Below are 22,018 nucleotides of genomic sequence, written 5' to 3'. Positions count from 1 at the left end.
GGAGGGGTGCGGGAGCGCCATGGCGCTCCCGCCAGTGCGTCAGTGGCGCTGCTTGAAGCCGAAGTTTTCGTGCAGCGTGCCAGGGGCGTCGTCGTCCTTGGGTGCATAGTCCTTCGGTGGTTCGGTGAACGCTGGCGAGCTCAGACGTTCGCGCGGGCTGGAATGGTCGTCGTTGCGCAGCGCGGCGAGCAGGCGTTCGCGGGTCTGCTCGTCTAGCGCCAGGCGGTCGGCGCCTTCGCTCAGGTGGTCCTGAATGTCCTGGTAGCTGCTGGTGAGCTTGCGCAGCAGGGCAGCAGTCGTGTTGAAGTGGGTAACCACTTCGCTCTGGTAGGTATCGAAACGCTCCTGTAGGTCGTCCACCTGGCGTTGCGTACGGTTGGGCGCGCTGTTGCGGGCCACCAGGTAGCCAATGGCGATGCCGGCGATGAGGCCGACGATCGGGAGCAACCAGGTCGCGAGGGTCTGTTCCACGAGTCCTTCCTTCTATGTAAAACGGCTGTGCTTACGTTAACTTCTCATACCTGCGCTGTACACCGTGGCAAGCCCGCGGCATTCGGCAACTGGTAAAGCAAGACGAGTCGACTCGTCCCAAGGTCACGGAGTTCCTTCCCTTGCTGAAACGCGAAACCCCCCTCTCTCTCGACGGCCCATGCGGTGCGCTGGAAGCCCTGTACTTCGATCAACCGCAGGCCCGAGGGCTGGCGCTGATCTGCCATCCCAACCCGGTCAAGGGCGGCACGATGCTGAACAAGGTTGTCTCGACCTTGCAGCGTACGGCGCGCGACCAGGGCTACAGCACGCTGCGGTTCAACTATCGCGGGGTCGGCGGCAGCGCCGGCGAGCACGACATGCAGGAAGGCGAGGTGGACGACGCCGAAGCTGCGTTGCGCTGGCTGACGGCGCAGCGTCCCGAGCTGCCGCTCTGCCTGCTGGGATTTTCCTTCGGCGGGTTCGTGGCGGCTGCCCTGGCTGCGCGTCTTGAGGCACAGGGCCGCGCGCCGGATAAGCTGTTTCTGGTGGCGCCGGCGGTGTCGCGCCTGGCTGGCCAGACGCCGGCGGCGAAGGGCTCGCTGACTATCATTCAGCCGGAGCAGGACGAAGTGATCGACCCCGCCTCGGTGTACGCCTATTCGGCTGCGCTTACGCGCCCCCATGAGCTGCTGAAAGTGGCAGAATGCGGCCACTTTTTCCACGCCAAGCTGGTGGAGCTGAAGGAGCTGGTGGCACCCCGCCTGTAGCTTTTCGCCCGCCACGCGCAGGCACGTCCTTGTCCGTGCCTGCATCGCATCGATATGAGATCAACGCGATGAAGACCCGAATTCTCACCGGCATCACCACCACCGGCACGCCTCACCTGGGCAACTACGCCGGCGCCATCCGCCCGGCCGTGGTCGCCAGCCGCGCGGCCTCGGCCGACTCGTTCTATTTCCTAGCGGACTACCACGCACTGATCAAGTGCGATGACCCGCTGCGCATCCAGCGCTCACGTCTGGAAATCGCCGCGACCTGGCTGGCCTGCGGCCTGGACGCCGAGCGCGTGACTTTCTACCGGCAGTCCGACGTGCCGGAAATCCCCGAGCTGACCTGGCTGCTCACCTGTGTCACCGCCAAGGGTCTGCTCAACCGTGCGCACGCCTACAAGGCTTCGGTGGACAAGAATGTCGAGAATGGTGAGGACCCGGACGCCGGCGTGACGATGGGGCTGTACAGCTACCCGGTGCTGATGGCGGCGGACATTCTCATGTTCAACGCCCATAAGGTGCCGGTCGGTCGCGACCAGATCCAGCACGTCGAGATGGCGCGTGACATTGCGCAGCGCTTCAACCACCTGTTCGGCCAGGGCCGCGAGCTGTTCACCCTGCCTGAGGCCGTGATCGAAGAGAGCGTGGCAACGCTGCCGGGCCTCGACGGACGCAAGATGTCCAAGAGTTACGACAACACCATCCCGCTGTTCGGCAGCGCCAAGGAGCTGAAGGCGGCGGTAGCGCGCATCGTCACCGACTCCAAGCTGCCGGGCGAGCCGAAGGACCCGGACAGCTCGCACCTGTTCACGCTCTACCAGGCCTTCGCCACCCCGGCGCAACTGGCCGCGTTCCGGGCTGAGCTGTGTGACGGCCTGGCCTGGGGCGAAGCCAAGCAGCGACTGTTCGAGCTGCTCGACAATGAACTGAGCGAGCCGCGCGAGCTCTATCGTCAGCTGATCGCCAAGCCCGCCGAGCTCGAGGAAATTCTCCAGGCCGGCGCTGCCAAGGCGCGCCGGATCGCCACCCCGTTCCTCGGCGAGCTGCGCGAGGCAGTAGGTCTGCGCAATTTCTCCAGCCAGGCGCAGAGCGCGGCACCGGCGAAGAAAAAGGCCGGCAAGGTCGCACGCTTCGCCAGTTTTCGCGAGGCCGACGGCGCCTTCCGCTTCCGCTTCTCCGCCGCCGATGGCGAGGAGCTGCTGCTGTCGCGGCCGCTGAGCAATCCGAAGGCCATCGGTCAGTTGACGCAGCGATTGATCGCCGGCGGGCCGGATGCACTGGAGCTGCGCGAGGACGAAGGCAGCCAGTTCACCCTGTGGCTGGACGACGAGTGCATCGCCGATAGCCCCAGCTACGAAACCGCCGAGGCCATGGATGCAGCCATGCTGCGCGTGCGCGCGGCGCTGGCGACACTGGTCGAGTAAGCCGAACCACGCGGTGTTCGGCCGGTGCGTTGTGAGACAGATCCATAGAGGAGGGCGAGAGGTTTGACCAAGCTGAGCAAATTGCCAACGACCGAGGGCGCCGCTAAAGTGTCGGCCCCGTTTCACTACCCAGACTCCGCCATGACTCCTCTTGAGCGCTATCGGGCCGACCTGCAACGTCCTGACTTTTTCCACGATGCCGCCCAGGAAAACGCGGTGCGCCATCTGCAGCGGCTGTACGACGATCTGGTCGCCGACGAGCGTGGCGGCAGCGGATTGTTCGGCAAGCTCTTCGGCAAGAAACCGCAGGGACCGATCAAGGGCATCTACTTCTGGGGTGGCGTCGGTCGCGGCAAGACCTACCTGGTCGATACCTTCTTCGATGCGCTGCCGTTCAAGCAGAAGATGCGCACGCACTTCCACCGCTTCATGAAGCGCGTGCACGAGGAAATGCGCACGCTCAAGGGCGAGAAGAATCCGCTGACCATCATCGGCAAGCGTTTTGCCGACGAGGCCCGCGTGATCTGCTTCGACGAGTTCTTCGTTTCCGACATCACCGACGCCATGATCCTCGCGACCCTGCTCGAGGAGCTGTTCAAGAACGGCGTCAGCCTGGTGGCGACCTCCAACATCGTGCCGGACGGCCTGTACAAGGACGGCCTGCAACGCGCGCGTTTCCTGCCGGCAATCGAGCTGCTGAAGAAGCACACCGAGATCGTCAACGTCGACAGCGGCATCGACTACCGCCTGCGCGCGCTGGAACAGGCCGAGCTGTATCACTTCCCGCTGGATGCCGAGGCCGAGCTGAGCCTGGAAAAGAGCTTCCGCAGCCTGCTGACGGAAAACTGCACGGTGCTGGAAAACGAGGCGCTGTTGATCGAGAACCGCGAAATCATGGCGCGCCGGGTGGCCAACGACGTCGCCTGGTTCGAGTTCCGCGCCCTGTGCGACGGCCCGCGTAGCCAGAACGACTACATCGAGCTGGGCAAGATCTTCGAGGCGGTGCTGGTATCCAACATCGAGCAGATGAACGTGGCCAAGGACGACATGGCGCGGCGCTTCATCAACCTGGTCGACGAGTTCTACGACCGCAACGTCAAGCTGATCCTCTCCGCCGAGGTCGAGCTCAAGGACCTGTATGCCGGCGGACGCCTGGAGTTCGAATTCCAGCGCACCCTCAGCCGCCTGCTGGAGATGCAGTCGCACGAATACCTCGCGCGACCGCACAAGCCCTAACGCAAACCGGCGCTCATCGCGCGGGAGGCTGGCCGGACGGCGGGCCTCCCGCCCTCAGCCGCTCTTGTGCCGATACTGCTGCCGATACTGGTTCGGCGACACGTCGGTGTGCTGGCGGAACAGCCGGGCGAAGAAGCTGGCGTCGTCGTAGCCCACCTCATAGCTGATGGTCTTGATGCTCTTGCGCGTCGTCGACAGCAGGCTCTTGGCCGTCTCGATGCGCAGACGCTGCAGGTAATGCAGCGGCTTGTCGCCGGTGGCGGCCTGGAAGCGCCGCATGAAATTGCGGATGCTCATGCCATGCTGCAGGGCGACGTCCTCGAAGCGGAATTTCTCCGCGAAGTGGTCTTCCAGCCATTCCTGAATCTGCAGCACGCGGCTGTCCAGGTGCAGCTTCTGGCCGCCGAAGCCGAGCCGCCCCGGCCGGTAGTTGCGCTGCACCTCGAACAGCACGTCGCGCGCCATGCCTTGCGCGACGGCAGCGCCGCAGAAGCGCTCGACCAAGTACAGATACAGATCGCACGACGACGTGGTACCGCCGGCGCAGTAAAGGTTGTCGCTGTCGGTCAGGTGCTTGTCCGGGCTCAGCTGTACCTGCGGGAAACGTTCGGCGAACTCGCTGGCGAAGCGCCAGTGGGTGGTCGCCTCGCGATGATCCAGCAGCCCAGCCTGGGCCATCCAGAACGCCCCGGTGGCCTCGCCACAGATCGTGCTGCCTGCCGCATGGCGGTGCTGCAGCCACGTCAGCACTTGTGGATAGCGCGCACAGAGCGCATCGAAGTCGCCCCAGAAGGCTGGCAGGATCACCACGTCGGCGTCTTCCAGCGCACCATCGACGGCTATAGTGGTGCCGCTGAAGGTTGTCACCGGCTGGCCGTCGGGGCTGACCAGGCGGGTTTCGAACGCGGGCGCGAGGTCTGCGCCGCGCTGCCGGCCGCGGCGCAGGCTGGCCATGTGAAAGAAATCCTTGGCGTGCATGAGGGTCGAAGCGAAGACCCCTTCGGTGGCCAGGATGCTGATGCGACTGAGAGCAGGCGAGTTCATGGGCGTTTCTGATTGTTGTGTGGTGAATCGGCTTTAGGATGAAACTGCCGTTGTGCGGCGCAAGCGTCGTCTGTTTTTCCATGGCTGTCCAGCCGCCATTGCCGTCCGTCGGCCCATCGAGTGCATGATTTCACCGAGGAGAAAAACTATGAGCAGCCCCTATCCGTCTCAACCGTTCGCCGATTGGGATGGCACGCCCGCCGCCGCGCGCGCGCTGCAGCAGACGCTGGCGGCGCAGGTGCGGCTGGTCGACGACTTCCCGCCGCTACGGCTGATCGCCGGCGTCGACGTGGGTTTCGAGGAGCAGGGGCAGATCACCCGCGCGGCGGTCGTGCTGCTCGATGCGCAGACGCTGGAGGTGGTCGCGCAGAGCCTGACGCGCATTCCCACCTCGATGCCCTACATTCCCGGACTGCTGTCGTTTCGCGAGTTGCCTGCGGTCTTGCAGGCGCTGCAAGCGCTGCCGGAGGTGCCCGACCTGATCTTCTCCGACGGCCACGGCATCGCTCATCCACGCCGGCTGGGGATTGCCGCGCACCTGGGCGTGGTGACCGGGCTGCCGACCATCGGCGTGGCGAAGAAGATTCTCACTGGCGAACACGATGAGCTGGGTGATGCGCGCGGCGCGCAGGTGCCGTTGCGCGATCGCAAGACCGGCGAGGTGCTGGGCACGGTGCTGCGCAGCAAGGAGCGCGTACGCCCGCTGATCGTGTCGCCGGGCAACCGCGTCAGCCTGGCCAGCGCGCCGCAGCTGGTGATGCAGTACGTCACCCGCTATCGCCTGCCCGAGCCCACCCGGTTGGCCGATCGGCTGGCTTCGCGGCGGGACGAGAAGGCGGCTGCTGCGCGGCTGCGACGATAGCAGGCCGACTTGCGGCAGCGGGGCCGCTGCGGCTAGCCTGCCAGCCTGCCGTCAACCAAGGCCACCCCATGTATCTGGATCGCGCGACCGGCTGGTGCGCGGGCGTTCGCCATTGCCCCTCGCCGAACTTCAACGAGCGCCCGGACGGCGAGATATCGCTGCTGGTCATACACAACATCAGCCTGCCGCCCGGCCAGTTCGGCACCGGCCGGGTCCAGCAGTTCTTCCAGAACTGCCTGCCGTGCGGCGAGCATCCGTTCTTTGCCGAGATCGCCGAGCTGCGCGTGTCGGCGCATTTCCTCATCGAGCGCGACGGCACGATCACCCAGTTCGTCTCCTGCCTCGACCGCGCCTGGCATGCCGGGGTGTCGCGCTTCGGCGAGCGCGAGGGCTGCAACGATTTCTCCCTCGGCATCGAGCTGGAAGGCACCGATCATCAGCCCTACAGCGACGCGCAGTACGGTGCGCTGATCGAGCTGTGCCGGCTGCTGCAGCGAGCCTATCCGGCGATCACCAGCGAGCGGATCTGCGGCCACAGCGACATCGCGCCGGGGCGCAAGACCGATCCCGGTCCGGCATTCGACTGGCTGCGGTTGCGCGCCGCCGCCATCACCTGTTGAACGAGGAAGCGAAGACGTGACGATGAGTTTTCTGGTGATTCTGCTGGTGCTGCTGATCGAGAAATTCTCCGATTGGCGGCATCGACTGCAGCGCGATGGCGCCTGGCTCGCCCAGCTGCGCCGACTGGAGGCGCGACCGCGGCTGACCGCATCGCCGTGGCTGGCGCTCGCGCTGCTGGTGCTGTTGCCGGTACTGCTGCTGGGTTGCGTGCTGTGGCTGCTCGAACCGCTGGCCTATGGCTGGCTGAGCCTGCCGCTGCATGTGCTGGTAGTGCTGTACAGCCTCGGACGCGGTGCGGTGAAGCGCGAGCTAGGGCCGTTTCGCGATGCCTGGCGGCGTGGCGACGAGGAGGCCGCGGCGCTGGTGGCCGAGCGCGATCTGAAGCTGCGCGAAGCGGAGCCGGCGAGCCTGCTGCAGGCGGCACAGGGCCTGCTGCTGTGGCGCAGCTACGAAGGCTTTTTCGCGGTGATCTTCTGGTATGTGCTGCTCGGACCGATGGCGGCGCTGGCCTATCGGCTGCTCGCCCTGACCGTCGAGCACGCCCAGCTGGACCCGCTGCGCGAACGCGCCGCCCAGGTGCGTCACGCCTTCGACTGGCTGGCGGTACGGGTGCTGCTGGCCAGCTTCGCACTGGTCGGCAATTTCGTCGCGCTCAACCGCGCGCTGCTGCACCGCTTGCTCGACTGGGACATGCCGGCGCGCCAGCTGCTCGCCGAGGTCGGTCCGCAGGCCGCCGATCTCGAGCCGCCGATCGCCGGCGAGGCGGGTGTCGCCCGGCTCGACGCGCTCGGAGCGCTGCTGGTGCGCGCGCGCGTGCTCTGGTACGCGGCGCTCGCGCTGTGGACGCTACTCGCCTGAACCACCCCACCTGGCTGAATGATGCGCCATAACCGCCCGCGAATACCCGCGGGCCGCCGCACTGCGGGCTGGCGGCGCTGCGATGCCATAAGGCCATTACCTTAAGTTACAAAAGCGCCTACCGATATCCCGTATAACTCGATCCGCTACTTCTCTCTGACGAGCCCCGCTGCGGCTGCAACAGCCGCAAGCACATACCAATAAGATTGGGAGACGTCGTGTGAAAACTCTGTTGTATCCCGCAGTCGCGTTCATGAACCGGCTGAGCTTCGGCATGAAGTTCAGTCTCGTCAGCCTGCTGTTCTTCGTCCCCATGCTGCTGACCAACTTCTACCTGGTGCGTGATTCGTACCGGGAGTTCGTCGGTACCCGCAACGAACTGCAGAGCCTTGAGCTGCTTGGCTCCGCGCTGCAGCTGCGCCGCGACGTGGAGGACTGGCACGACCTGGTGCAGATCGAGGCGATCATCGGTCAGACCGGCAATGCCGCGGTCCTTGCCGAGCGTCGCGGCCAGGTCGAATCCCGGCTGGCGGCGCGCCTGCAGGCCCTGCAACCGGTGAGCGACGATCCCGAGCAGATCGCCGAATTCAGCGCCCGTCGCGACGAGCTGAGCACGGCGCTGGGCAGCGCGCAGGCGGAGCAGTCGCTGCAGTCCAAGGCCGCGATGGCGGCGAGCCTGCTGGGGCGTGTGCAGGTGATGATCCGGCTGATCGCCGGGCAGTCCGGGCTCAGTCAGGACGCCCAGCGCGAAGTGCGCCAGCTCGCCGAGTTGCTGACCAGCGTGACGCCGACCATCACCGCGACGCTCGGCCAGGGGCGCGCGGTGGGCTCCTACACCTTCGGCCAGGGCTACCTCAACTCCGATGCCAGCAACACGCTGGACAATCTGGTGCTCGAGCTGGAGCGGCTGCAGGCACAGTACGCCGCGCAACTGCAGGACAGCCTCGCCGGCAGTGCCGAGGCTCGCGCGCAGCTCGACCAGTACGCCAATGCCAGCCGCGATTCGCTGGGGCTCGCCAGCGAGATTCTGCAGGACGAGGTGATCATGGCCGATGACTTCGATCGGCCCTGGGCGCAGTTCTACGACCGTATCGGCGCCGAGATGGCGAAGACCTACCAGCTCAACGACCAGATCCTGCAGCTGCTCGAAGGCGACCTCGCCGAGCGGCTGGCACAGAAGCGCCTGCTGATGACCCTGCTGCTGAGCGCGCTGGGCGTCGTGCTGTTGCTGGTGGCCTATCTGTACGGTGGCTTCTACGTCTCGACGCGGGCCTCGCTGCGCGGGCTTGGGCGGGTCATGGAGTGCGTCGCCGAGGGCGACATGACCGCGCGCTACGCGGTGCAGAGCCGCGACGAACTGGGTGAGCTGGGCCAGCTGTTCAACGATGGCGTGGCGCGGATTCGCGAGCTGATCGAGCGGGTCGGGCTGACCGTCGGTGAAGTCGAGCGTCAGGCCGGGCGCGTGGAGAACGTCTCCGGCGAGAGCAACCAGACGGTCTCCGAGCAGCGCAGCCAGATCGAACAGGTCGCCACCGCGATGAATCAGATGTCCGCCACCGCCCAGGCGGTGGCCACCAGCGCCGAGGCGGCGGTGGGCAGTGCGCAGGACGTCAACGCCGAAACCGTCAGCGGTCGTGGCCTGGTCAGCGCGCAGGTCAGCGGCATCCAGCGGCTGGCCGAAGAAATCGCGCAGTCGGTGCAGGTGATCAATCGCCTGGCCGACGACAGCGCGGCGATCAGTCAGGTGCTCGACGTGATCAAGGGCATCGCCGAGCAGACCAACCTGCTCGCGCTCAACGCCGCGATCGAGGCGGCGCGTGCCGGCGAACAGGGCCGCGGCTTCGCCGTGGTCGCCGACGAGGTGCGCAACCTGGCGCGGCGCACGCAGCAGTCCACCGAAGAGATCGAGCAGATGATCGCGCGCCTGCAGGGCGGCGTCGGCGCGGCGGTGAAGACCATGCACGCCAGCCACGCGCTGGCCGAGGGCACGGTAAACCAGTCGGCGCAGGTGGAGCAGGCGCTGGAGCACATCCTCGGCGCGGTCGGCAGCATCGTCGACCAGAGCCAGCAGATCGCCGCGGCGGCCGAGCAGCAGACGGCCGTGGCGCACGACATCGACCGCAACATCGTGGCGATCAACGAAGCCGGCAAACGCACCGCCGAGGGCGCCGGGCATACCGAGCAGGCCAGTCGCGAGCTGACCCAGTTGGTGGGGCAGTTGCAGCAGCTGATCGGCGCCTTCCGCGTCTAGCCGGGCACTAGGCGTCGCCGAGCGGCCAGCCGAACAGTTCGCAGCTGTTGCGATAGCTGGCGGCGGCCAGTTCTGCGGCGCTGACGCCCTTGAGTTCGGCCAGCCGCTGGCAGATCTCCGGCAGCAGCTCGGGGCTGTTGCGCTCGCCGACGTGGCCCGCCGGTGGCATGTCCGGCGCGTCGGTTTCCAGCACAATGCCATGTAGCGGCAACTGCTCAAGCACGCGCTGCATGCGTCGGGCCTGCGGCCAGGTACCGGCGCCGCCGAGGCCCAGCCTGAATCCCAGCTTCAGATACTCGCGCGCTTCCTCCCAGCTGCCGCTGAAGGCATGCACGATGCCGCCGCGGCGCAGCCGATGGCGCTTGAGCGTGGCGATCATCGCCGCATGGGCGCGGCGCACGTGCAGCAGCGCCGGCAGTTCGAAGTCGCTGGCCAGCTGGAGCTGGCGCTCGAGAAGGTACTGCTGGCGTTCATGGTCCGGCGCGTCGATGTAGTAGTCCAGACCGATCTCGCCGATGGCGCAGAGCTTCGCTTCGCCGCGCAGGCGCTGCAGCCATTCGCCCAGCGCCGCGAGGTGCTCGTCGCGGTGCTGGTGCTGGTACACCGGATGCAGCCCGAGCGCGGCGTAGACGGCCGGCTGCTCGCTGGCCAGCTGCCAGACGCGCTGCCAGTTCTGCGCATGCACGCCGAGCACGACGATTCGCTCGACGCCGAGGGCGGCACAGCGTGCCAGCACGGCCTGACGGTCGGCGTCGAAATCCTCGAAGTCCAGATGGGTGTGGGTGTCGATCAGTGGCACGGACGGTCTGCCCTCGATGGAGGCGGGTTCGGCGCTCATGCTAACGCTCAGCGGCACTCTTCTTCGATCTGGATATCGCTGACGCCCAGCTCGGCCATGCGGCTGTGCTCGCTGGCGCGCAGCGGCGATTCCCACGGCGCGTCGACCGCCGCCTGCGGGTTACGCACGTGTGCGAGGAGGATTTCCAGCTCGGCCTGCTCCAGGCTTGGTTCCTCGAAGGCGCTCAGCAGCAGCGAGGCGGGTGCGCCATTGATGCGGTAATGGATGCGGTAGCGTTTCAGGTCGGTCATGGCGCGGGTCCGGTGCGGCAGCGAGAGGTGTCGACACAACATCGGACCGCGAAAACGCCGTCAGTCTCCCGGCTTCTCCCGCGCTTCGCCAGCGAGCAGCGCGGCCTTGCGTGCCAGCCCCCAGCGGTAGCCGGTCAGCGCCTGCTGTGCGCCGACCACGCGATGACAGGGCACCAGCAGGCCGACCGGATTGCTCGCGCAGGCGCGGGCGACGGCGCGGGCGTGGCTGTCGAGGGTGCTGGCGAGTTCGCCGTAACGCCGCGTCTGCCCCAGTGGAATGGCCTGCAATGCCTGCCAGACCCGCTGCTGGAAGGCACTGCCGCGCAGATCCAGCGGCAGTTTGGCCGCGCGCGCCGGCTCTTCGAGCTGGCCGACCACGGCCTGCAGCCAGTCTCCGAGACCGGTCTGATCGCGCTGCAGCCGTGCGGCGGCGAAGCGTTCGCGCAGCTCCTGTTCCAGCGCCGGCTCGTCGTCGCCGAACAGCAACGCGCAGACGCCGCGCTCGCTCGCGGCGAGCAGCAGCAGCCCCAGCGGGCAGGGGGCGACGGCATAGCGCAGGGTTTCCCCGGCACCTTTGCGCAGGCGCTGGGCCGGACTCAGCGCCTGCGCTTCGGCATACAACGCGCGGGTGCTCGGGTAGCCGGCGGCCAGCGCCGCATCGAGCACGTTAGCGGCGGCGGGCAGCTGTGCCTGCAGGCGCTCTCGCCGGCGCGCGGCGGCCCAGGCGCGTGGCGTGAGACCGGTGCGTGCCTTGAACGCACGCGCCAGGTGCGAGGGCGACAGGCCGATGCGCGCCGCCAGCTGGGCGAGCGTCAGCGCCTCGGGCGCTTCGTCCAGCAGGCGACAGGCGGCGGCGACCAGCGTATCGAGCTGCTCGGCCGGGCTTTGCGCCTGTGGCCAGCAGCGCCGGCAGGGGCGGAAACCGGCAGTTTCTGCCTGCTCGGCGTTGCCGAAGAACTGCACACGATCGCGTCGCGGCCGACGCGCCGGACAGCTGGGGCGGCAGTAGATGCCGGTCGAGCGTACGGCGAAGACGAACTCGCCGTCACAGCTGGCGTCGCGCGCGCAGAGTGCTTCCCAGCAGCGGTCATGGTCGAGCATGGCGGTGCTCCGATGAGAGTTGGGGTGATTGTCCGCCTTCGCTGTGCGAGCGCCAATCCGCAGCGCGCTTTCAAACTGCCGGGCGAGCATGGAAGCCCGCCGGGGTTTACCGTAACCTGCAGCCCCGCATTCACCGAGAAGGACCTGCAAGCCGCTGATGAAAACGCCTAAACGACTCGAACCGCTGATCGAGGATGGCCTGATCGACGAGGTGCTGCGGCCGCTGATGAGCGGCAAGGAAGCAGCGGTATATGTGGTGCGCTGTGGCGATGAACTGCGCTGCGCCAAGGTCTACAAGGAAGCCAACAAGCGCAGCTTCCGCCAGGCCGTGAAGTATCAGGAAGGCCGCAAGGTGCGCAGCAGCCGTGATGCGCGGGCGATGGCCAAGGGCTCCAAGCACGGCCGCAAGGAGAAGGAAGAGAACTGGCAGAACGCCGAGGTGGCGGCGCTGTTCCGTCTCGCCGATGCCGGCGTGCGGGTGCCCAAGCCTTACGATTTTCTCGACGGCGTGCTGCTGATGGAAATGATCGCTGGCGAGGATGGCGATGCGGCGCCGCGTCTCAACGATGTCGAGCTGCACCCGGACGATGCCCGCGAGTTTCACGCCTTCATGATCCACGAGATCGTCAAGATGCTCTGCGCCGGGCTGGTGCATGGCGACCTGTCGGAGTTCAACGTGCTGCTCGACGAGCACGGCCCGGTGATCATCGACCTGCCGCAGGCGGTGGACGCCGCCGGCAACAACCACGCCTTCGAGATGCTCGAGCGCGACGTTGGCAACATGGCGGCCTACTTCGGGCGTTTCGCGCCGGAGCTGAAGTTCACCCGCTACGCCAAGGAGATGTGGGCGCTCTACGAGCAGGGCAAGTTGACGCCGGAGAGCGAGCTGACCGGCGAGTTCGCCGAGCCGGAAGATGCCGCCGATCTGGACGCGGTGATGCGCGAGATCAAGGCCACCCTGGCCGAGCAGGCGCGCCGCGAAGCGCTGCGCAACGCCGACGATGCGCCAAGCGACGAGCCGCCGCCTCCGCCGTGGCTGCGCCAGTAGCGGCGATCTCTTGCAGCGCGCCGAGCTTCACCCGGCGCGGTTTCATTTCAGACCGAACTGCCGCCAGGCCTGTGCTGCACTGATGTGCAGCTGCGCGTGGCGGCGGGCGAGCCGGGCGCGGTCCTTGTCGTAGCCGCCACCGATCAACCCAGCCACCGGAATGTCGCGACCGAGGCAATGCTCGAGCACCGCACTGTCGCGTGCGGCCAGCCCGGCGTCGCTGAGATCGAGCAGGCCGAGGGCATCGTCGCGGTGCACGTCGACGCCGGCGTCGTACAGCACCAGGTCCGGCTGATACAGTGGCAGCAGGTAGTTCAGCGTGTCGTCCACGATCCGCAGGTACTCCGCATCGCCCAGGCCCGGTGCCAGCGGGATGTCCCAGTCGCTGGTGGCCTTGCGCACCGGGAAGTTCTTCTCGCAGTGCAACGACACCGTCACCGCGTCCGCCACGCCGTCGAGGATGCGCGCGGTGCCGTCGCCCTGATGCACATCGCAGTCGAAGATCAGCACGCGGCCGACTCGTCCGCTTTCCAGCAGATACAGCGCCACCACCGCCAGATCGTTGAAGATGCAGAAGCCCGAGGCATGGTCGCGATGGGCGTGGTGGGTGCCGCCGGCCAGGTGACAGGCCAGTCCATGCTGCAGCGCCAGTTCGGCGGTGAGCAGCGAACCGCCCACGGCGCGCACGGTGCGCTGCGCCAGTGCCGGGCTCCACGGCAGGCCGAGTCGGCGCAGCTCCGCCGGACTCATGTCGCCGCTGCAGTAGCGCGCGACGTAGTCGGCATCGTGGGCGAGGTTCAGCACGTCATGGCTGCACAGCATCGGACGCCGCAGCGCGGCGTCGGTGGTCAGCCCGCTGTCGACCAGGTGATCGCGCAGCAGGCGAAACTTTTCCATCGGAAAGCGATGTCCGGGCGGCAGCGGCGGGCTGTAGTCGTCGTGAAAGACCAGCGGTAGCGACATGAACGATGCAATCGGGCGGCGGTGGCGAGTGAGTATGCGTGGCGCCCGGTGCGCGGCTCAAGGATTGCGCGGTTCGCGGCAGGTCGTTGTGATGGACGTAGATGTCGGCTATTGGTGGAGCGTTGACGGCGAAGTCCGTAATATCGCCGACCCGCATCAACGCATATCCAGGACCCGCCATGACCCAGACACTCGATACCCTGGTCAACCTGCTGACGCTGGAACGCATCGAGGAGAATCTGTTCCGTGGCGCCAGCCAGGATCTGGGGTTTCCTCAGCTGTTCGGCGGCCAGGTACTCGGTCAGGTGATTTCCGCCGCCAGCCAGACGGTCGATGCCGCGCGCCACGTGCATTCGCTGCACGGCTACTTCCTGCGTCCGGGCGACTCGCATCAGCCGGTGGTCTACGACGTCGACCGCGTGCGTGACGGCGGCAGCTTCTCCACCCGCCGCGTCAGCGCGATCCAGAAAGGCCAGACCATCTTCACCGGCATCGCCTCGTTCCAGGCCGACGAGAACGGCTACGAACACCAGCTGGCGATGCCCGACGTGGCCGGCCCGGACGAGCTGCCCAGCGAGTGGGACCTGCTGCACAAGCTCTCGCCGCTGGTGCCCGAGCGGGTGATGGAAAAGCTGCGCCGGCCCAAGCCCATCGAAATCCGCCCGGTGACCGTGCAGGACCCGGCCAACCCGCAGCCGATCGAGCCGGTGCGCCATCTGTGGTTCCGTGCCGACGGCACGCTGCCGGCCAACCCGGCGCTGCACAAGTACCTGCTGGCCTATGCCTCGGACTTCAGCTTCATCGGCACCGCGCTGCAGCCGCACGGGGTCAGCTCGTGGAGCAAGTTCATCCAGCTGGCCAGCCTCGATCACGCGATCTGGTTCCATCGCGAGGTGAAGATCGACGACTGGCTGCTGTATTCCATCGACAGCCCCTGGGCCGGCAATGCCCGTGGCTTCGCTCGCGGCAGCATCTTCAACCGTCAGGGCCAGCTGGTCGCCTCGGTGGCGCAGGAAGGCTTGATCCGCGTGCGCGAGGACTGGATGTGAACCTCGCCGGTGCGCGTCACTGGGTGTTCGACATGGACGGCACCCTGACCATCGCCGTGCACGACTTCGCGGCGATCCGCCGCGCGCTGCAGATTCCCGAAAGCGACGACATCCTTCACCACTTGGCCGCGCTGCCGCCCGAGCAGGCCGCGCCCAAGCGCGCCTGGCTGCTCGACCACGAGCGCGAGCTGGCCTGCGCGGCGCGCCCGGCCGCAGGGGCGTTCGAGTTGTTGCAGGCGCTGCGCGAGCGCGATTGCCGTCTCGGCGTGCTCACCCGCAATGCCCATGAGCTGGCGCTGGTGACGCTGGAAACGGTCGGCCTGGGCGACTTTTTTCGCACCGAGGACATCCTCGGCCGCGACGAGGCGCCACCCAAACCGCATCCCGGCGGTCTGCTGCAGCTGGCCGCGCGCTGGGGTATCGAGCCGCGCGCGATGATGATGGTGGGCGACTATCGCTTCGATCTGGAATGTGCCCGCGCCGCCGGGGCGCGGAGCGTGCTGGTCAATCTGCCGGAGAATCCCTGGCCGGAGCTGGCCGACCTGTACGCGCGCGACTGCCGCGCGCTGCACGCGCTGCTGGAAAGCGCCAGCCGCTAGTTCTGCCGGCCGTTCGCGCTACAGGCGCGCCGTTTTGAACGTGTCGCAGCGTCCCGGCTCGCCGTGCTCGAAGCCGGCGCGGAACCAGCGCACGCGCTGCGCCGAGGTGCCGTGGGTGAAGGCGTCGGGCACCACGCGACCCTGACTCTGCTGCTGCAGGCGATCGTCGCCGATGGCATTGGCGGCGCCCAGCGCCTCCTCCAGATCGCCTTGCTCCAGCCAGTCCAGGCGTTGCTGCGCGTGATAGGCCCAGACGCCGGCGAAGCAGTCAGCCTGCAGCTCCTGGCGCACCAGCAGGCCGTTGTCGCCTTCCATCTGCGCGCCGCGCTGGCGGGCCGTCTGCATCCGTTGCGAAACACCGAGCAGCGTCTGCACATGGTGACCGACCTCATGGGCGATCACGTAGGCCTGGGCGAAATCGCCGGCGGCGGCGAAGCGCCGGGCCATGTCATCGAAGAACTGCAGGTCGAGATAGACCTGCTGGTCGCCGGGGCAGTAGAACGGGCCGACCGCCGAGCTGGCGAAGCCGCACGCCGAGTTCACCCCGCCACGAAACAGCACCAGGGTCGGGTCGCGGTACTGCGTGCCACTCTGCTGGAACAGCGCACGCCAGGTGTCCTCAGTATCGCCGAGCACGGCGCGGACGAATTCCACCTGCGGATCGTCAGTGGCGGGCTGTTCGCCCTGCTGCGACACCGCCGGACCGCCCTGACTGGCCAGCTGGCCGAGAATCTGCAACGGGTCCTGGCCGGAAAGCAGGCCGAGCACCACCACGATGGCGATGCCGCCCAGCCCCAGCCCACCGCCAAGGCGCATGCCGCTGCGGCCTCTGGCATCCACTACGTTGTCGCTGCGACGAGCCCGGTTCCAGCGCATGGTGGTGTTTCCTCTGTTGGACGACTACCGGCATCAGACCGGCTGGACTAGAGAATAGCTGCACGCGGACGTCAGGCTTGCCGTGCTTCACGCATGCGCCAGCCGGCACCGCAGGGCGAACGAAAGGCCCGATGGACGGTCCGATGGCGACCGGGAGTCCAAGTCGCACAGCAGGAGTTTTCGATGCGTTTTGCCCGTTTGGTTCTGGCGATCCAGGCGCTGATCATGTTCGCGCTCAGCCTGGCGTACTGGCTGCGTCCCTATGAAATGGCCAATCTCAACGGCATGCTGCTGATGGAGTCGGCGTCGATCAGCCATATGCGGGTCTACTACGGCGGCCTGCAGCTGGGACTGGCGCTGTTCCTGTTCTGGGCCATGCGCGGGCCCGAGCGCGCGCGGGCGGCACTGGTGATGCTGGTGATTACCATGCTGGCGCTGGTGGGGGGGCGCCTCGGTGCGCTGGCACTGGATGGCGGCGAGCTGATCGGCTTCGACCTGGCCTCGTTGCTCTACCGTCTGCTGGCTGCTGCTTTGGCGGCGCTGGCCCTGTGGTTGCTGCGCGAGCCGGCTGCGGTCGAGGCCGATGAAGCCCCGGCGCAGCGGATCGAGCCGCCGACGCGGCGGCTGGTCGACGAGCCGCCGCAGCCCTTCCGTGTAGGAGATGCGCGGCCCGAGACGCCGGCGGCGGACGCCGCGGCGCCGCAAGCGTTCCGCCGCGGCGACCCCCAGCCGTGAGTCAGCGCGCTGCCTGGGCCAGCTGGGCGTAGTCGGCGGTCAACGCTTCCAGCTTCTGCAGCAGCGATTCGGCGGTGGTGACGATCACCGTCGGTACGTAGCGACCGTCCTCGGTCAGCTTGAAACCAACGCGGGCGAAGCGCCACTGGTTGCTGATGTGTTCGAGGCGGTCGTTGATCTGCTCGGTGTTCTGCTTGGCCGCGTGCAGCTCGTCCAGGCCCTGGTCGAATTCGTCCACCGCCGTATCGAATTTGCTCCGCAGCTCGGCGTCCGGCAGGTTCCAGCTCAGCGCCAGGTAGAGCATGGCGATGCGCTGGCTGAGCATGCGCAGCCGGCCGCTGCGGTTGACCAGATGCGCCGGCTGGCTGCCGTTGTGCTGTTCGATTCGCAGCGCCAGCGTCTCGCTCTGCGCGAGGAAGCGTTCGGCCAGCTTGAGCATCTCCAACGAGCGCGACTTGTCCGGCGCGGCGAGCGCCTGTTCGCGCAGCTGCTGCCAGGTCAACCCGGCTTCGTCGGCGGCCCCGCGGATCGCGGCGCTGGAGGCGTAGTCGCCGAGCAGCTGGCTGTTTTCCTCGACACTGGCGACGCTGGCATCGAGCTGCGCCAGCGCGAGTTCGGTGCGGGTCTGGGTGCCGATCATCAGGTAGCTCTTGGCGATGCGCTGGCCGAGCATGCGTTGCTGGCCGGCGCGGTTGATGGCTTCGGCATCGCTGATGGCGGCTTGGCTGGGCAGGGCGCCGAGCAGCAGGCCGAGCAGCAGCATGCCGCGAAGCAGGTGTTGAAACATGTGGACTCCTTCCATGTGGATTCGGCTGTCGCTGCCGTATCCGCGGCAGCGGACCGGCGTGCGAGACGGCGCGAACGATAGGAGCCTTTGCCCGTTGGCCAATGATGCGAGTCAAGCGGTACGGGGTCGAAGGAGGTACTCCCCGGGGCGGCGGATGAGGGCGCCTCGGGTGTCTGCGCGCACTGCTTGCCGCATCGCGAGGCCGGCCCGGCGGGCCTTGCACGGCTGCCGGTCGACTATGTCTTTGGGGGTACGCCGGGGTGGCCGGCCTGCGACGCCGTGTCAGCCGCGCTGGCGCTCGTTTTCCAGCGCCCACACGGCAGCCTCGACCCGCGAGCGCAGGCCGAGCTTGTGCAGCAGGTTCTTCACGTGGACCTTCACCGTGCCTTCGGTGATGCCCAGCTTGCGGCCGATCATCTTGTTGCTGTTGCCGCCGGCGATCATCTTCAGCACCTGGCGCTCGCGCTCGGTCAGCTCCACTTCCGGGGCGACCGGCTGGCCGACCCGCAGCGCCTGCGCCATGACGCGCGCCAGCGCCGGGCTGACCACCAGATCGCCTTGCAGCACCTCGCGGATCTGCTGGATCAGTTTTTCCGGTTCCATGTCCTTGAGCAGGTAGCCGTCGGCGCCGAAACGCAGCGCGTCGCGCACGTCTTCCTCGGCATCGGACACGGTGAACAGCAGCACCTTGCCTTCGTAGCCGTCCTGGCGCAGGCGCTTGAGCGTCTCGATGCCGTTGAGGGTGGGCATGTTGTTGTCCAGCAGGATCAGCGCCGGTTGTAGTTCCGGCACCCGGCGCAGGGCCTCCTCGCCGTCGCTGGCTTCGCCGACGATGACGAAGTCGTCTTCCAGTTCGAGCAGCTGGCGCATGCCGCGACGCATCATGGGGTGGTCGTCGACGAGCAGGATGCTGTGGCGGGAGTCGTTCATGCAGTGTCTCTCTCGAGATCGCGGCCGAGGAACTGCGGCGCGAAGTTCAGTTGCACGCGAGTGCCGTTGGGCTCGCGTTGTTCGATGCGCAGGCGCCCGTGCAGGTTGCGGGAGCGCTCGAGCATGATGGTCAGGCCGTGGTGCAGGCGCGGGTCGAAATCCAGGGAAACCCCGCAACCGTCGTCCTCGATGAGCATTTCCACTTCCGACCCGACCTGCTGCACGGTGAGCCAGACATGGCTGGCGCCGGAGTGACGGGCGCAGTTGGACAGCGCTTCGCGGGCGATCTGCAGCAGGTGAATCTGCTCGCTGGCCGACAGGCCGAAGGGTAGCGTCTTGACGTTCAGCTGCACCGGGAACTGGCCGCGCTCGGAGAATTCACGCGCGGTGTCGTCCAGCGCCTTGCGCAGCCCGCCTTCCTGGATTTTCAGGCGGAAGGTGGTGAGCAGCTCGCGCAACTGGCGGTAGGCGTTGTTCAGCCCGTCGCGGATTTCCTCGGTGACCTTTTCCAGCTTCTCCGGCGGCTCGCCACGATGCATCAGCGTCTGCAGGCGGCTGACCTGCAGCTTCATGTACGACAGGGCCTGGGCCAGCGAGTCGTGCAGCTCGCGGGCGATGATGGTGCGTTCCTCGAACAGCAGCAGGCGGTGGTCCTGCTCGCGGCGACGCTCCAGCGACAGCGCCGTGCCGATCAGGTTGGCCAGTGCCTCGATCAGTTCCAGCTCCCATTGCTGCGGCGGCCGGCCGTCAGCGAAGGCGGCGCGCAGCTCGCCCAGCTCGCTGCCCTGGTTGACCACCGGGCTGGCGACGATGTTGCGCCGCTGGTGCAGAGTGCAGGTGGCGCAGTCGCCCGGCGAGCAGATCTCGCGCAGCTCGCTGCCGTGCAGGGCAATCAGCTGCTCGGCCGGTTCGCGCGGATCGCCGTGCAGGCACAGGGTCAGGCGCAGGCCCGGCAGACGGTTCTGGAAACTGTCGATCAGCTTGTCCAGCGATTCGGCGCTGGCCGGCCCGCTGGCCAGGCTGCGGCTGCCCTGATAGAGCAGCTGCAGCGCGGCGTTGGCCTGGGCGAGGTGCGCGGTCTTCTGGGTGACGCGGCTCTCCAGGGTGTGATGCGATTGCTCCAGCGCCTCGGCCATCGCGTTGAAGCTGTTGGCCATGTGGCCCAGTTCGTCCTCCGAGCGGTATTGCACGCGTGCGCTGAGATCGCCGGCGCGGAAGCGCTCAGTGGCGCGCACCAGCTCCTGCAGCGGGCTGAGCACGCTGCTCTGCAGGCTGTACATGCCGACCATCAGCACCATCACCGTGACGAACAGCGCGGTGCCCTGAATCGCCAGCTGCCAGCTCTGCTTGCGCTCGCTCTGGCGCTGCAGCAGCAGGACGAACTGGTTGAGTTGTTCGACGAAATCATCGGCATTGGCATGGAACACCGCGACATCGCCACGCTCGAGCGCAGGCGCGAGCTGGTTGTGCCAGCGCTCGCGCATGCCGGCATAGGCCTGATTGAGCGGCGACTGTGGATCGCTGCGCAGGATGCGGGTGAGGTTGATGCTCTCCAGGCGGTGGCGGAAGTTGTCGCCCTGGCGCTGGATTTCCGCATTGTCGGTGCCGGCCTGCAGCCGCCAGCTCAGCTTGTATACCGACATGCGCAGCGAACCGGCGGTATTGATCGCCGCCGCATCGTCCTCGCTCAGCCAGGCGATCAGCCCCGCGCTGACCGCGCTGCCCAGCGCGAGGGTGCCGATCAGCAGGACCGCGACCCCGGCCCTTGCCGGCAGCGACCCACGGAACCAGTGGAATATCCGCACGCTACCTCCAAAGAGTTCCAGCGCCGCCGCTTCGCCTGTCGGCTCGGGCTCTGACTAAGTAACTATCTGAATTAAAAGGGAAAAAAATCAAAAAAGCCCACTACCTCCAAGGTGGTAGTGGGCAAATCATACTCTTTTAGTCGGAAATTCTGTCTTGATCCAAGTCAACGGAATCCGGCCCGCGCGTTAATAGCTTGCAAGCCAAGTCGAGCGTTCGGGGGAGTCCGACAATGGCTAAGTTGAACATGCAACAGGGGCTGGTGCTGGGGATGAGCACCGTCGCATTCACGATCTGCTTCATGATCTGGATGATGTTTGCCGTGCTCGGGGTGCCGATCAAGGAGATCTTCCAGCTCAACGAAACGCAATTCGGCCTGCTCGCCGCGACGCCGGTGCTTACCGGCTCACTGGTGCGTCTGCCGCTGGGCATGCTCACCGACAAGTTCGGCGGGCGCATCGTGTTCTTCATGCTGATGCTGGTCTGCGTGCTGCCGATCTACCTGATCAGCGAAGCGACCGCCTACTGGCACTTCCTCGTGCTCGGCCTGTTCGTCGGTCTGGCTGGCGGCTCCTTCTCGGTCGGTATCGCCTACGTCGCCAAATGGTTCGACAAGAGCAACCAGGGGCTGGCGATGGGCATCTTCGGTGCCGGCAACGCCGGTTCGGCGCTGACCAAGTTCATCGCCCCGGCGATCATCGCCGCCGGCAGCTGGCAGATGGTGCCCAAGGTCTACTCGGCGATCATGTTCATCACCGCGCTGCTGTTCTGGTTCCTCACCAGCGAGAACAAGGCGCACCGCGTAGCCAGCACCGTCACCCTCAAGAGCCAGTTGCAGGCGCTGAAGGATCCGGCCGTGTGGCGCTACTGCCAGTACTACTCGATCGTCTTCGGCGGCTACGTCGCGCTGGCGCTGTGGATGACCAAGTACTACGTGCAGGAGTACGGCTTCAGCCTGCAGGCCGCGGCGCTGCTGGCCGCCTGCTTCTCGTTGCCCGGCGGTGTGCTGCGCGCCGTGGGCGGCTGGATGTCGGACAAGTGGGGCGCGCAGAGCGTGACCTGGTGGGTGATGTGGGTGAGCTGGGTGTGCCTGTTCCTGCTGTCCTACCCGCAGACCGATTTCACCATCCAGACCGTCGAGGGCTCGCGCACCTTCCACATCGGCCTCAACGCCTGGGTGTTCACCGCCCTGATGTTCATCGTCGGCATCGCCTTCGCCTTCGGCAAGGCCTCGGTGTTCAAGTACATCTCCGATGACTACCCCGAGAACATGGGCGTCATCTCCGGCATCGTCGGTCTGGCCGGCGGCCTGGGCGGCTTCGTGCTGCCGATCATGTTCGGCGCTCTGGTGGACCTCACCGGCGTGCGTTCCTCCGCCTTCATGCTGCTGTACGGCGTCGTCTGGGTCTCCCTGATCTGGATGTACTTCAGCGAAGTGCGCAAAACCCCTCTGATGGGCAAGGCCGGCCAAGGCCAGCAGCCCTCCGCCTGATTCCACCTG

Annotated in this window: 22 protein-coding genes; 12 read left to right on the top strand and 10 right to left on the bottom strand. The window is 66.9% G+C overall.

Features of this window, described 5'->3' with window-relative positions; translation table 11 throughout:
• Positions 1-39: 39 nt before the first annotated feature.
• Complete coding sequence (locus AC0ZJQ_RS16250; protein ID WP_008569745.1) at positions 40-471, bottom strand: Z-ring associated ZapG family protein; 432 nt, start codon at positions 469-471, stop codon at positions 40-42.
• A gap of 140 nt (positions 472-611) precedes the next feature.
• Between AC0ZJQ_RS16250 and AC0ZJQ_RS16245 the strand changes: the two genes are divergently transcribed.
• From AC0ZJQ_RS16245 to zapE, 3 genes are all read left to right on the top strand, one after another.
• Positions 612-1,238: an alpha/beta hydrolase gene (locus AC0ZJQ_RS16245; RefSeq protein ID WP_237262560.1), complete on the top strand. Its 627-nt coding sequence runs from the start codon at positions 612-614 to the stop codon at positions 1,236-1,238.
• A gap of 68 nt (positions 1,239-1,306) precedes the next feature.
• The gene (locus tag AC0ZJQ_RS16240; protein ID WP_476476936.1) at positions 1,307-2,665 is read left to right on the top strand and encodes a tryptophan--tRNA ligase; all 1,359 of its coding nucleotides are present in this window, start codon (positions 1,307-1,309) and stop codon (positions 2,663-2,665) included.
• Between the two features lie 141 nt (positions 2,666-2,806).
• Complete coding sequence (gene zapE / locus AC0ZJQ_RS16235) at positions 2,807-3,901, top strand: cell division protein ZapE (protein WP_155550687.1); 1,095 nt, start codon at positions 2,807-2,809, stop codon at positions 3,899-3,901.
• 54 nt (positions 3,902-3,955) lie between these two features.
• Here the strand turns inward: zapE and AC0ZJQ_RS16230 are convergent, their stop codons facing one another.
• The gene (locus tag AC0ZJQ_RS16230) at positions 3,956-4,945 is read right to left on the bottom strand and encodes a GlxA family transcriptional regulator (protein WP_155550686.1); all 990 of its coding nucleotides are present in this window, start codon (positions 4,943-4,945) and stop codon (positions 3,956-3,958) included.
• A gap of 148 nt (positions 4,946-5,093) precedes the next feature.
• Between AC0ZJQ_RS16230 and nfi the strand changes: the two genes are divergently transcribed.
• From nfi to AC0ZJQ_RS16210, 4 genes are all read left to right on the top strand, one after another.
• Positions 5,094-5,807, top strand: coding sequence for a deoxyribonuclease V (nfi, locus tag AC0ZJQ_RS16225; RefSeq protein ID WP_054094577.1), 714 nt, complete (start codon positions 5,094-5,096; stop codon positions 5,805-5,807).
• 68 nt (positions 5,808-5,875) lie between these two features.
• On the top strand, positions 5,876-6,427 hold the full coding sequence (gene ampD / locus AC0ZJQ_RS16220; protein WP_237262556.1) for a 1,6-anhydro-N-acetylmuramyl-L-alanine amidase AmpD: 552 nt from the start codon (positions 5,876-5,878) through the stop codon (positions 6,425-6,427).
• A 22-nt stretch (positions 6,428-6,449) separates the two neighbouring features.
• Positions 6,450-7,286, top strand: a complete 837-nt coding sequence (ampE, locus tag AC0ZJQ_RS16215) for a regulatory signaling modulator protein AmpE (RefSeq protein WP_102827800.1) — start codon at positions 6,450-6,452, stop codon at positions 7,284-7,286.
• A gap of 220 nt (positions 7,287-7,506) precedes the next feature.
• The gene (locus AC0ZJQ_RS16210; protein ID WP_237262555.1) at positions 7,507-9,537 is read left to right on the top strand and encodes a methyl-accepting chemotaxis protein; all 2,031 of its coding nucleotides are present in this window, start codon (positions 7,507-7,509) and stop codon (positions 9,535-9,537) included.
• 7 nt (positions 9,538-9,544) lie between these two features.
• Here the strand turns inward: AC0ZJQ_RS16210 and AC0ZJQ_RS16205 are convergent, their stop codons facing one another.
• Genes AC0ZJQ_RS16205 through ada form a run of 3 tightly spaced genes read right to left on the bottom strand, consistent with a single transcriptional unit; the run spans position 9,545 to position 11,727 of the window.
• Positions 9,545-10,375, bottom strand: coding sequence for a TatD family hydrolase (locus AC0ZJQ_RS16205; protein ID WP_476476935.1), 831 nt, complete (start codon positions 10,373-10,375; stop codon positions 9,545-9,547).
• An 8-nt stretch (positions 10,376-10,383) separates the two neighbouring features.
• Positions 10,384-10,626 carry a hypothetical protein gene (locus AC0ZJQ_RS16200; RefSeq protein ID WP_008569756.1) on the bottom strand — a complete coding sequence of 81 codons (243 nt, stop codon included), beginning with the start codon at positions 10,624-10,626 and terminating at the stop codon, positions 10,384-10,386.
• A gap of 60 nt (positions 10,627-10,686) precedes the next feature.
• A complete protein-coding gene (ada, locus tag AC0ZJQ_RS16195) occupies positions 10,687-11,727 on the bottom strand; it encodes a bifunctional DNA-binding transcriptional regulator/O6-methylguanine-DNA methyltransferase Ada (protein ID WP_155550683.1) in 1,041 nt (346 codons plus the stop codon).
• A 157-nt stretch (positions 11,728-11,884) separates the two neighbouring features.
• On the opposite strand from ada, the gene AC0ZJQ_RS16190 reads away from it, so the two are divergent.
• Positions 11,885-12,775: a PA4780 family RIO1-like protein kinase gene (locus AC0ZJQ_RS16190; RefSeq protein ID WP_273527168.1), complete on the top strand. Its 891-nt coding sequence runs from the start codon at positions 11,885-11,887 to the stop codon at positions 12,773-12,775.
• Between the two features lie 42 nt (positions 12,776-12,817).
• Here the strand turns inward: AC0ZJQ_RS16190 and AC0ZJQ_RS16185 are convergent, their stop codons facing one another.
• On the bottom strand, positions 12,818-13,738 hold the full coding sequence (locus AC0ZJQ_RS16185) for a histone deacetylase family protein (RefSeq protein ID WP_458988790.1): 921 nt from the start codon (positions 13,736-13,738) through the stop codon (positions 12,818-12,820).
• 179 nt (positions 13,739-13,917) lie between these two features.
• On the opposite strand from AC0ZJQ_RS16185, the gene tesB reads away from it, so the two are divergent.
• Entirely contained in the window at positions 13,918-14,787 is an 870-nt protein-coding gene (gene tesB, locus AC0ZJQ_RS16180; RefSeq protein ID WP_155550680.1) for an acyl-CoA thioesterase II, read from the top strand.
• Positions 14,788-14,819: 32 nt separating this feature from the next.
• The gene (locus tag AC0ZJQ_RS16175) at positions 14,820-15,386 is read left to right on the top strand and encodes an HAD family hydrolase (protein WP_207618964.1); all 567 of its coding nucleotides are present in this window, start codon (positions 14,820-14,822) and stop codon (positions 15,384-15,386) included.
• Between the two features lie 18 nt (positions 15,387-15,404).
• Here the strand turns inward: AC0ZJQ_RS16175 and ypfJ are convergent, their stop codons facing one another.
• Positions 15,405-16,262 carry a KPN_02809 family neutral zinc metallopeptidase gene (gene ypfJ / locus AC0ZJQ_RS16170; protein ID WP_476476934.1) on the bottom strand — a complete coding sequence of 286 codons (858 nt, stop codon included), beginning with the start codon at positions 16,260-16,262 and terminating at the stop codon, positions 15,405-15,407.
• Between the two features lie 183 nt (positions 16,263-16,445).
• Between ypfJ and AC0ZJQ_RS16165 the strand changes: the two genes are divergently transcribed.
• The gene (locus tag AC0ZJQ_RS16165; RefSeq protein WP_476476933.1) at positions 16,446-16,997 is read left to right on the top strand and encodes a DUF4345 domain-containing protein; all 552 of its coding nucleotides are present in this window, start codon (positions 16,446-16,448) and stop codon (positions 16,995-16,997) included.
• Between the two features lies 1 nt (position 16,998).
• On the opposite strand, the gene AC0ZJQ_RS16160 is transcribed toward AC0ZJQ_RS16165, so the two are convergent.
• The 3 genes from AC0ZJQ_RS16160 to AC0ZJQ_RS16150 form a co-directional block, all read right to left on the bottom strand.
• A complete protein-coding gene (locus AC0ZJQ_RS16160; protein ID WP_237262551.1) occupies positions 16,999-17,784 on the bottom strand; it encodes a type IV pili methyl-accepting chemotaxis transducer N-terminal domain-containing protein in 786 nt (261 codons plus the stop codon).
• 282 nt (positions 17,785-18,066) lie between these two features.
• Positions 18,067-18,714 (bottom strand): two-component system response regulator NarL, encoded by a 648-nt coding sequence (gene narL / locus AC0ZJQ_RS16155; protein ID WP_054094587.1) that lies wholly within the window; start codon positions 18,712-18,714, stop codon positions 18,067-18,069.
• The gene (locus AC0ZJQ_RS16150; RefSeq protein WP_314018580.1) at positions 18,711-20,513 is read right to left on the bottom strand and encodes a histidine kinase; all 1,803 of its coding nucleotides are present in this window, start codon (positions 20,511-20,513) and stop codon (positions 18,711-18,713) included. The genes narL and AC0ZJQ_RS16150 overlap by 4 nt, the downstream gene beginning before the upstream one ends.
• 236 nt (positions 20,514-20,749) lie before the next feature.
• Here AC0ZJQ_RS16150 and AC0ZJQ_RS16145 point away from each other — a divergent pair, with 236 nt between their 5' ends.
• Positions 20,750-22,009, top strand: a complete 1,260-nt coding sequence (locus AC0ZJQ_RS16145; protein ID WP_165593670.1) for an MFS transporter — start codon at positions 20,750-20,752, stop codon at positions 22,007-22,009.
• Positions 22,010-22,018 lie beyond the last annotated feature (9 nt).

The sequence above is a fragment of the Stutzerimonas sp. 21-1 genome, from assembly GCF_056336065.1.
Note: the sequence above shows the minus strand (reverse complement) of the source record. Positions and strands in the feature narration are given on the sequence as shown.

Excerpts from the sequence above, each read along its gene's own strand:
- AC0ZJQ_RS16240 (WP_476476936.1), top strand. The coding sequence starts at position 1,307 with ATGAAGACCCGAATTCTCACCGGCATCACCACCACCGGCACGCCTCAC.
- zapE (WP_155550687.1), top strand. The coding sequence starts at position 2,807 with ATGACTCCTCTTGAGCGCTATCGGGCCGACCTGCAACGTCCTGACTTT.
- AC0ZJQ_RS16230 (WP_155550686.1), bottom strand. The coding sequence starts at position 4,945 with ATGAACTCGCCTGCTCTCAGTCGCATCAGCATCCTGGCCACCGAAGGG.
- nfi (WP_054094577.1), top strand. The coding sequence starts at position 5,094 with ATGAGCAGCCCCTATCCGTCTCAACCGTTCGCCGATTGGGATGGCACG.
- ampD (WP_237262556.1), top strand. The coding sequence starts at position 5,876 with ATGTATCTGGATCGCGCGACCGGCTGGTGCGCGGGCGTTCGCCATTGC.
- ampE (WP_102827800.1), top strand. The coding sequence starts at position 6,450 with ATGAGTTTTCTGGTGATTCTGCTGGTGCTGCTGATCGAGAAATTCTCC.
- AC0ZJQ_RS16205 (WP_476476935.1), bottom strand. The coding sequence starts at position 10,375 with ATGAGCGCCGAACCCGCCTCCATCGAGGGCAGACCGTCCGTGCCACTG.
- AC0ZJQ_RS16200 (WP_008569756.1), bottom strand. The coding sequence starts at position 10,626 with ATGACCGACCTGAAACGCTACCGCATCCATTACCGCATCAATGGCGCA.
- ada (WP_155550683.1), bottom strand. The coding sequence starts at position 11,727 with ATGCTCGACCATGACCGCTGCTGGGAAGCACTCTGCGCGCGCGACGCC.
- AC0ZJQ_RS16190 (WP_273527168.1), top strand. The coding sequence starts at position 11,885 with ATGAAAACGCCTAAACGACTCGAACCGCTGATCGAGGATGGCCTGATC.
- AC0ZJQ_RS16185 (WP_458988790.1), bottom strand. The coding sequence starts at position 13,738 with ATGTCGCTACCGCTGGTCTTTCACGACGACTACAGCCCGCCGCTGCCG.
- tesB (WP_155550680.1), top strand. The coding sequence starts at position 13,918 with ATGACCCAGACACTCGATACCCTGGTCAACCTGCTGACGCTGGAACGC.
- AC0ZJQ_RS16175 (WP_207618964.1), top strand. The coding sequence starts at position 14,820 with ATGGACGGCACCCTGACCATCGCCGTGCACGACTTCGCGGCGATCCGC.
- ypfJ (WP_476476934.1), bottom strand. The coding sequence starts at position 16,262 with ATGCGCTGGAACCGGGCTCGTCGCAGCGACAACGTAGTGGATGCCAGA.
- AC0ZJQ_RS16165 (WP_476476933.1), top strand. The coding sequence starts at position 16,446 with ATGCGTTTTGCCCGTTTGGTTCTGGCGATCCAGGCGCTGATCATGTTC.
- AC0ZJQ_RS16160 (WP_237262551.1), bottom strand. The coding sequence starts at position 17,784 with ATGTTTCAACACCTGCTTCGCGGCATGCTGCTGCTCGGCCTGCTGCTC.
- narL (WP_054094587.1), bottom strand. The coding sequence starts at position 18,714 with ATGAACGACTCCCGCCACAGCATCCTGCTCGTCGACGACCACCCCATG.
- AC0ZJQ_RS16145 (WP_165593670.1), top strand. The coding sequence starts at position 20,750 with ATGGCTAAGTTGAACATGCAACAGGGGCTGGTGCTGGGGATGAGCACC.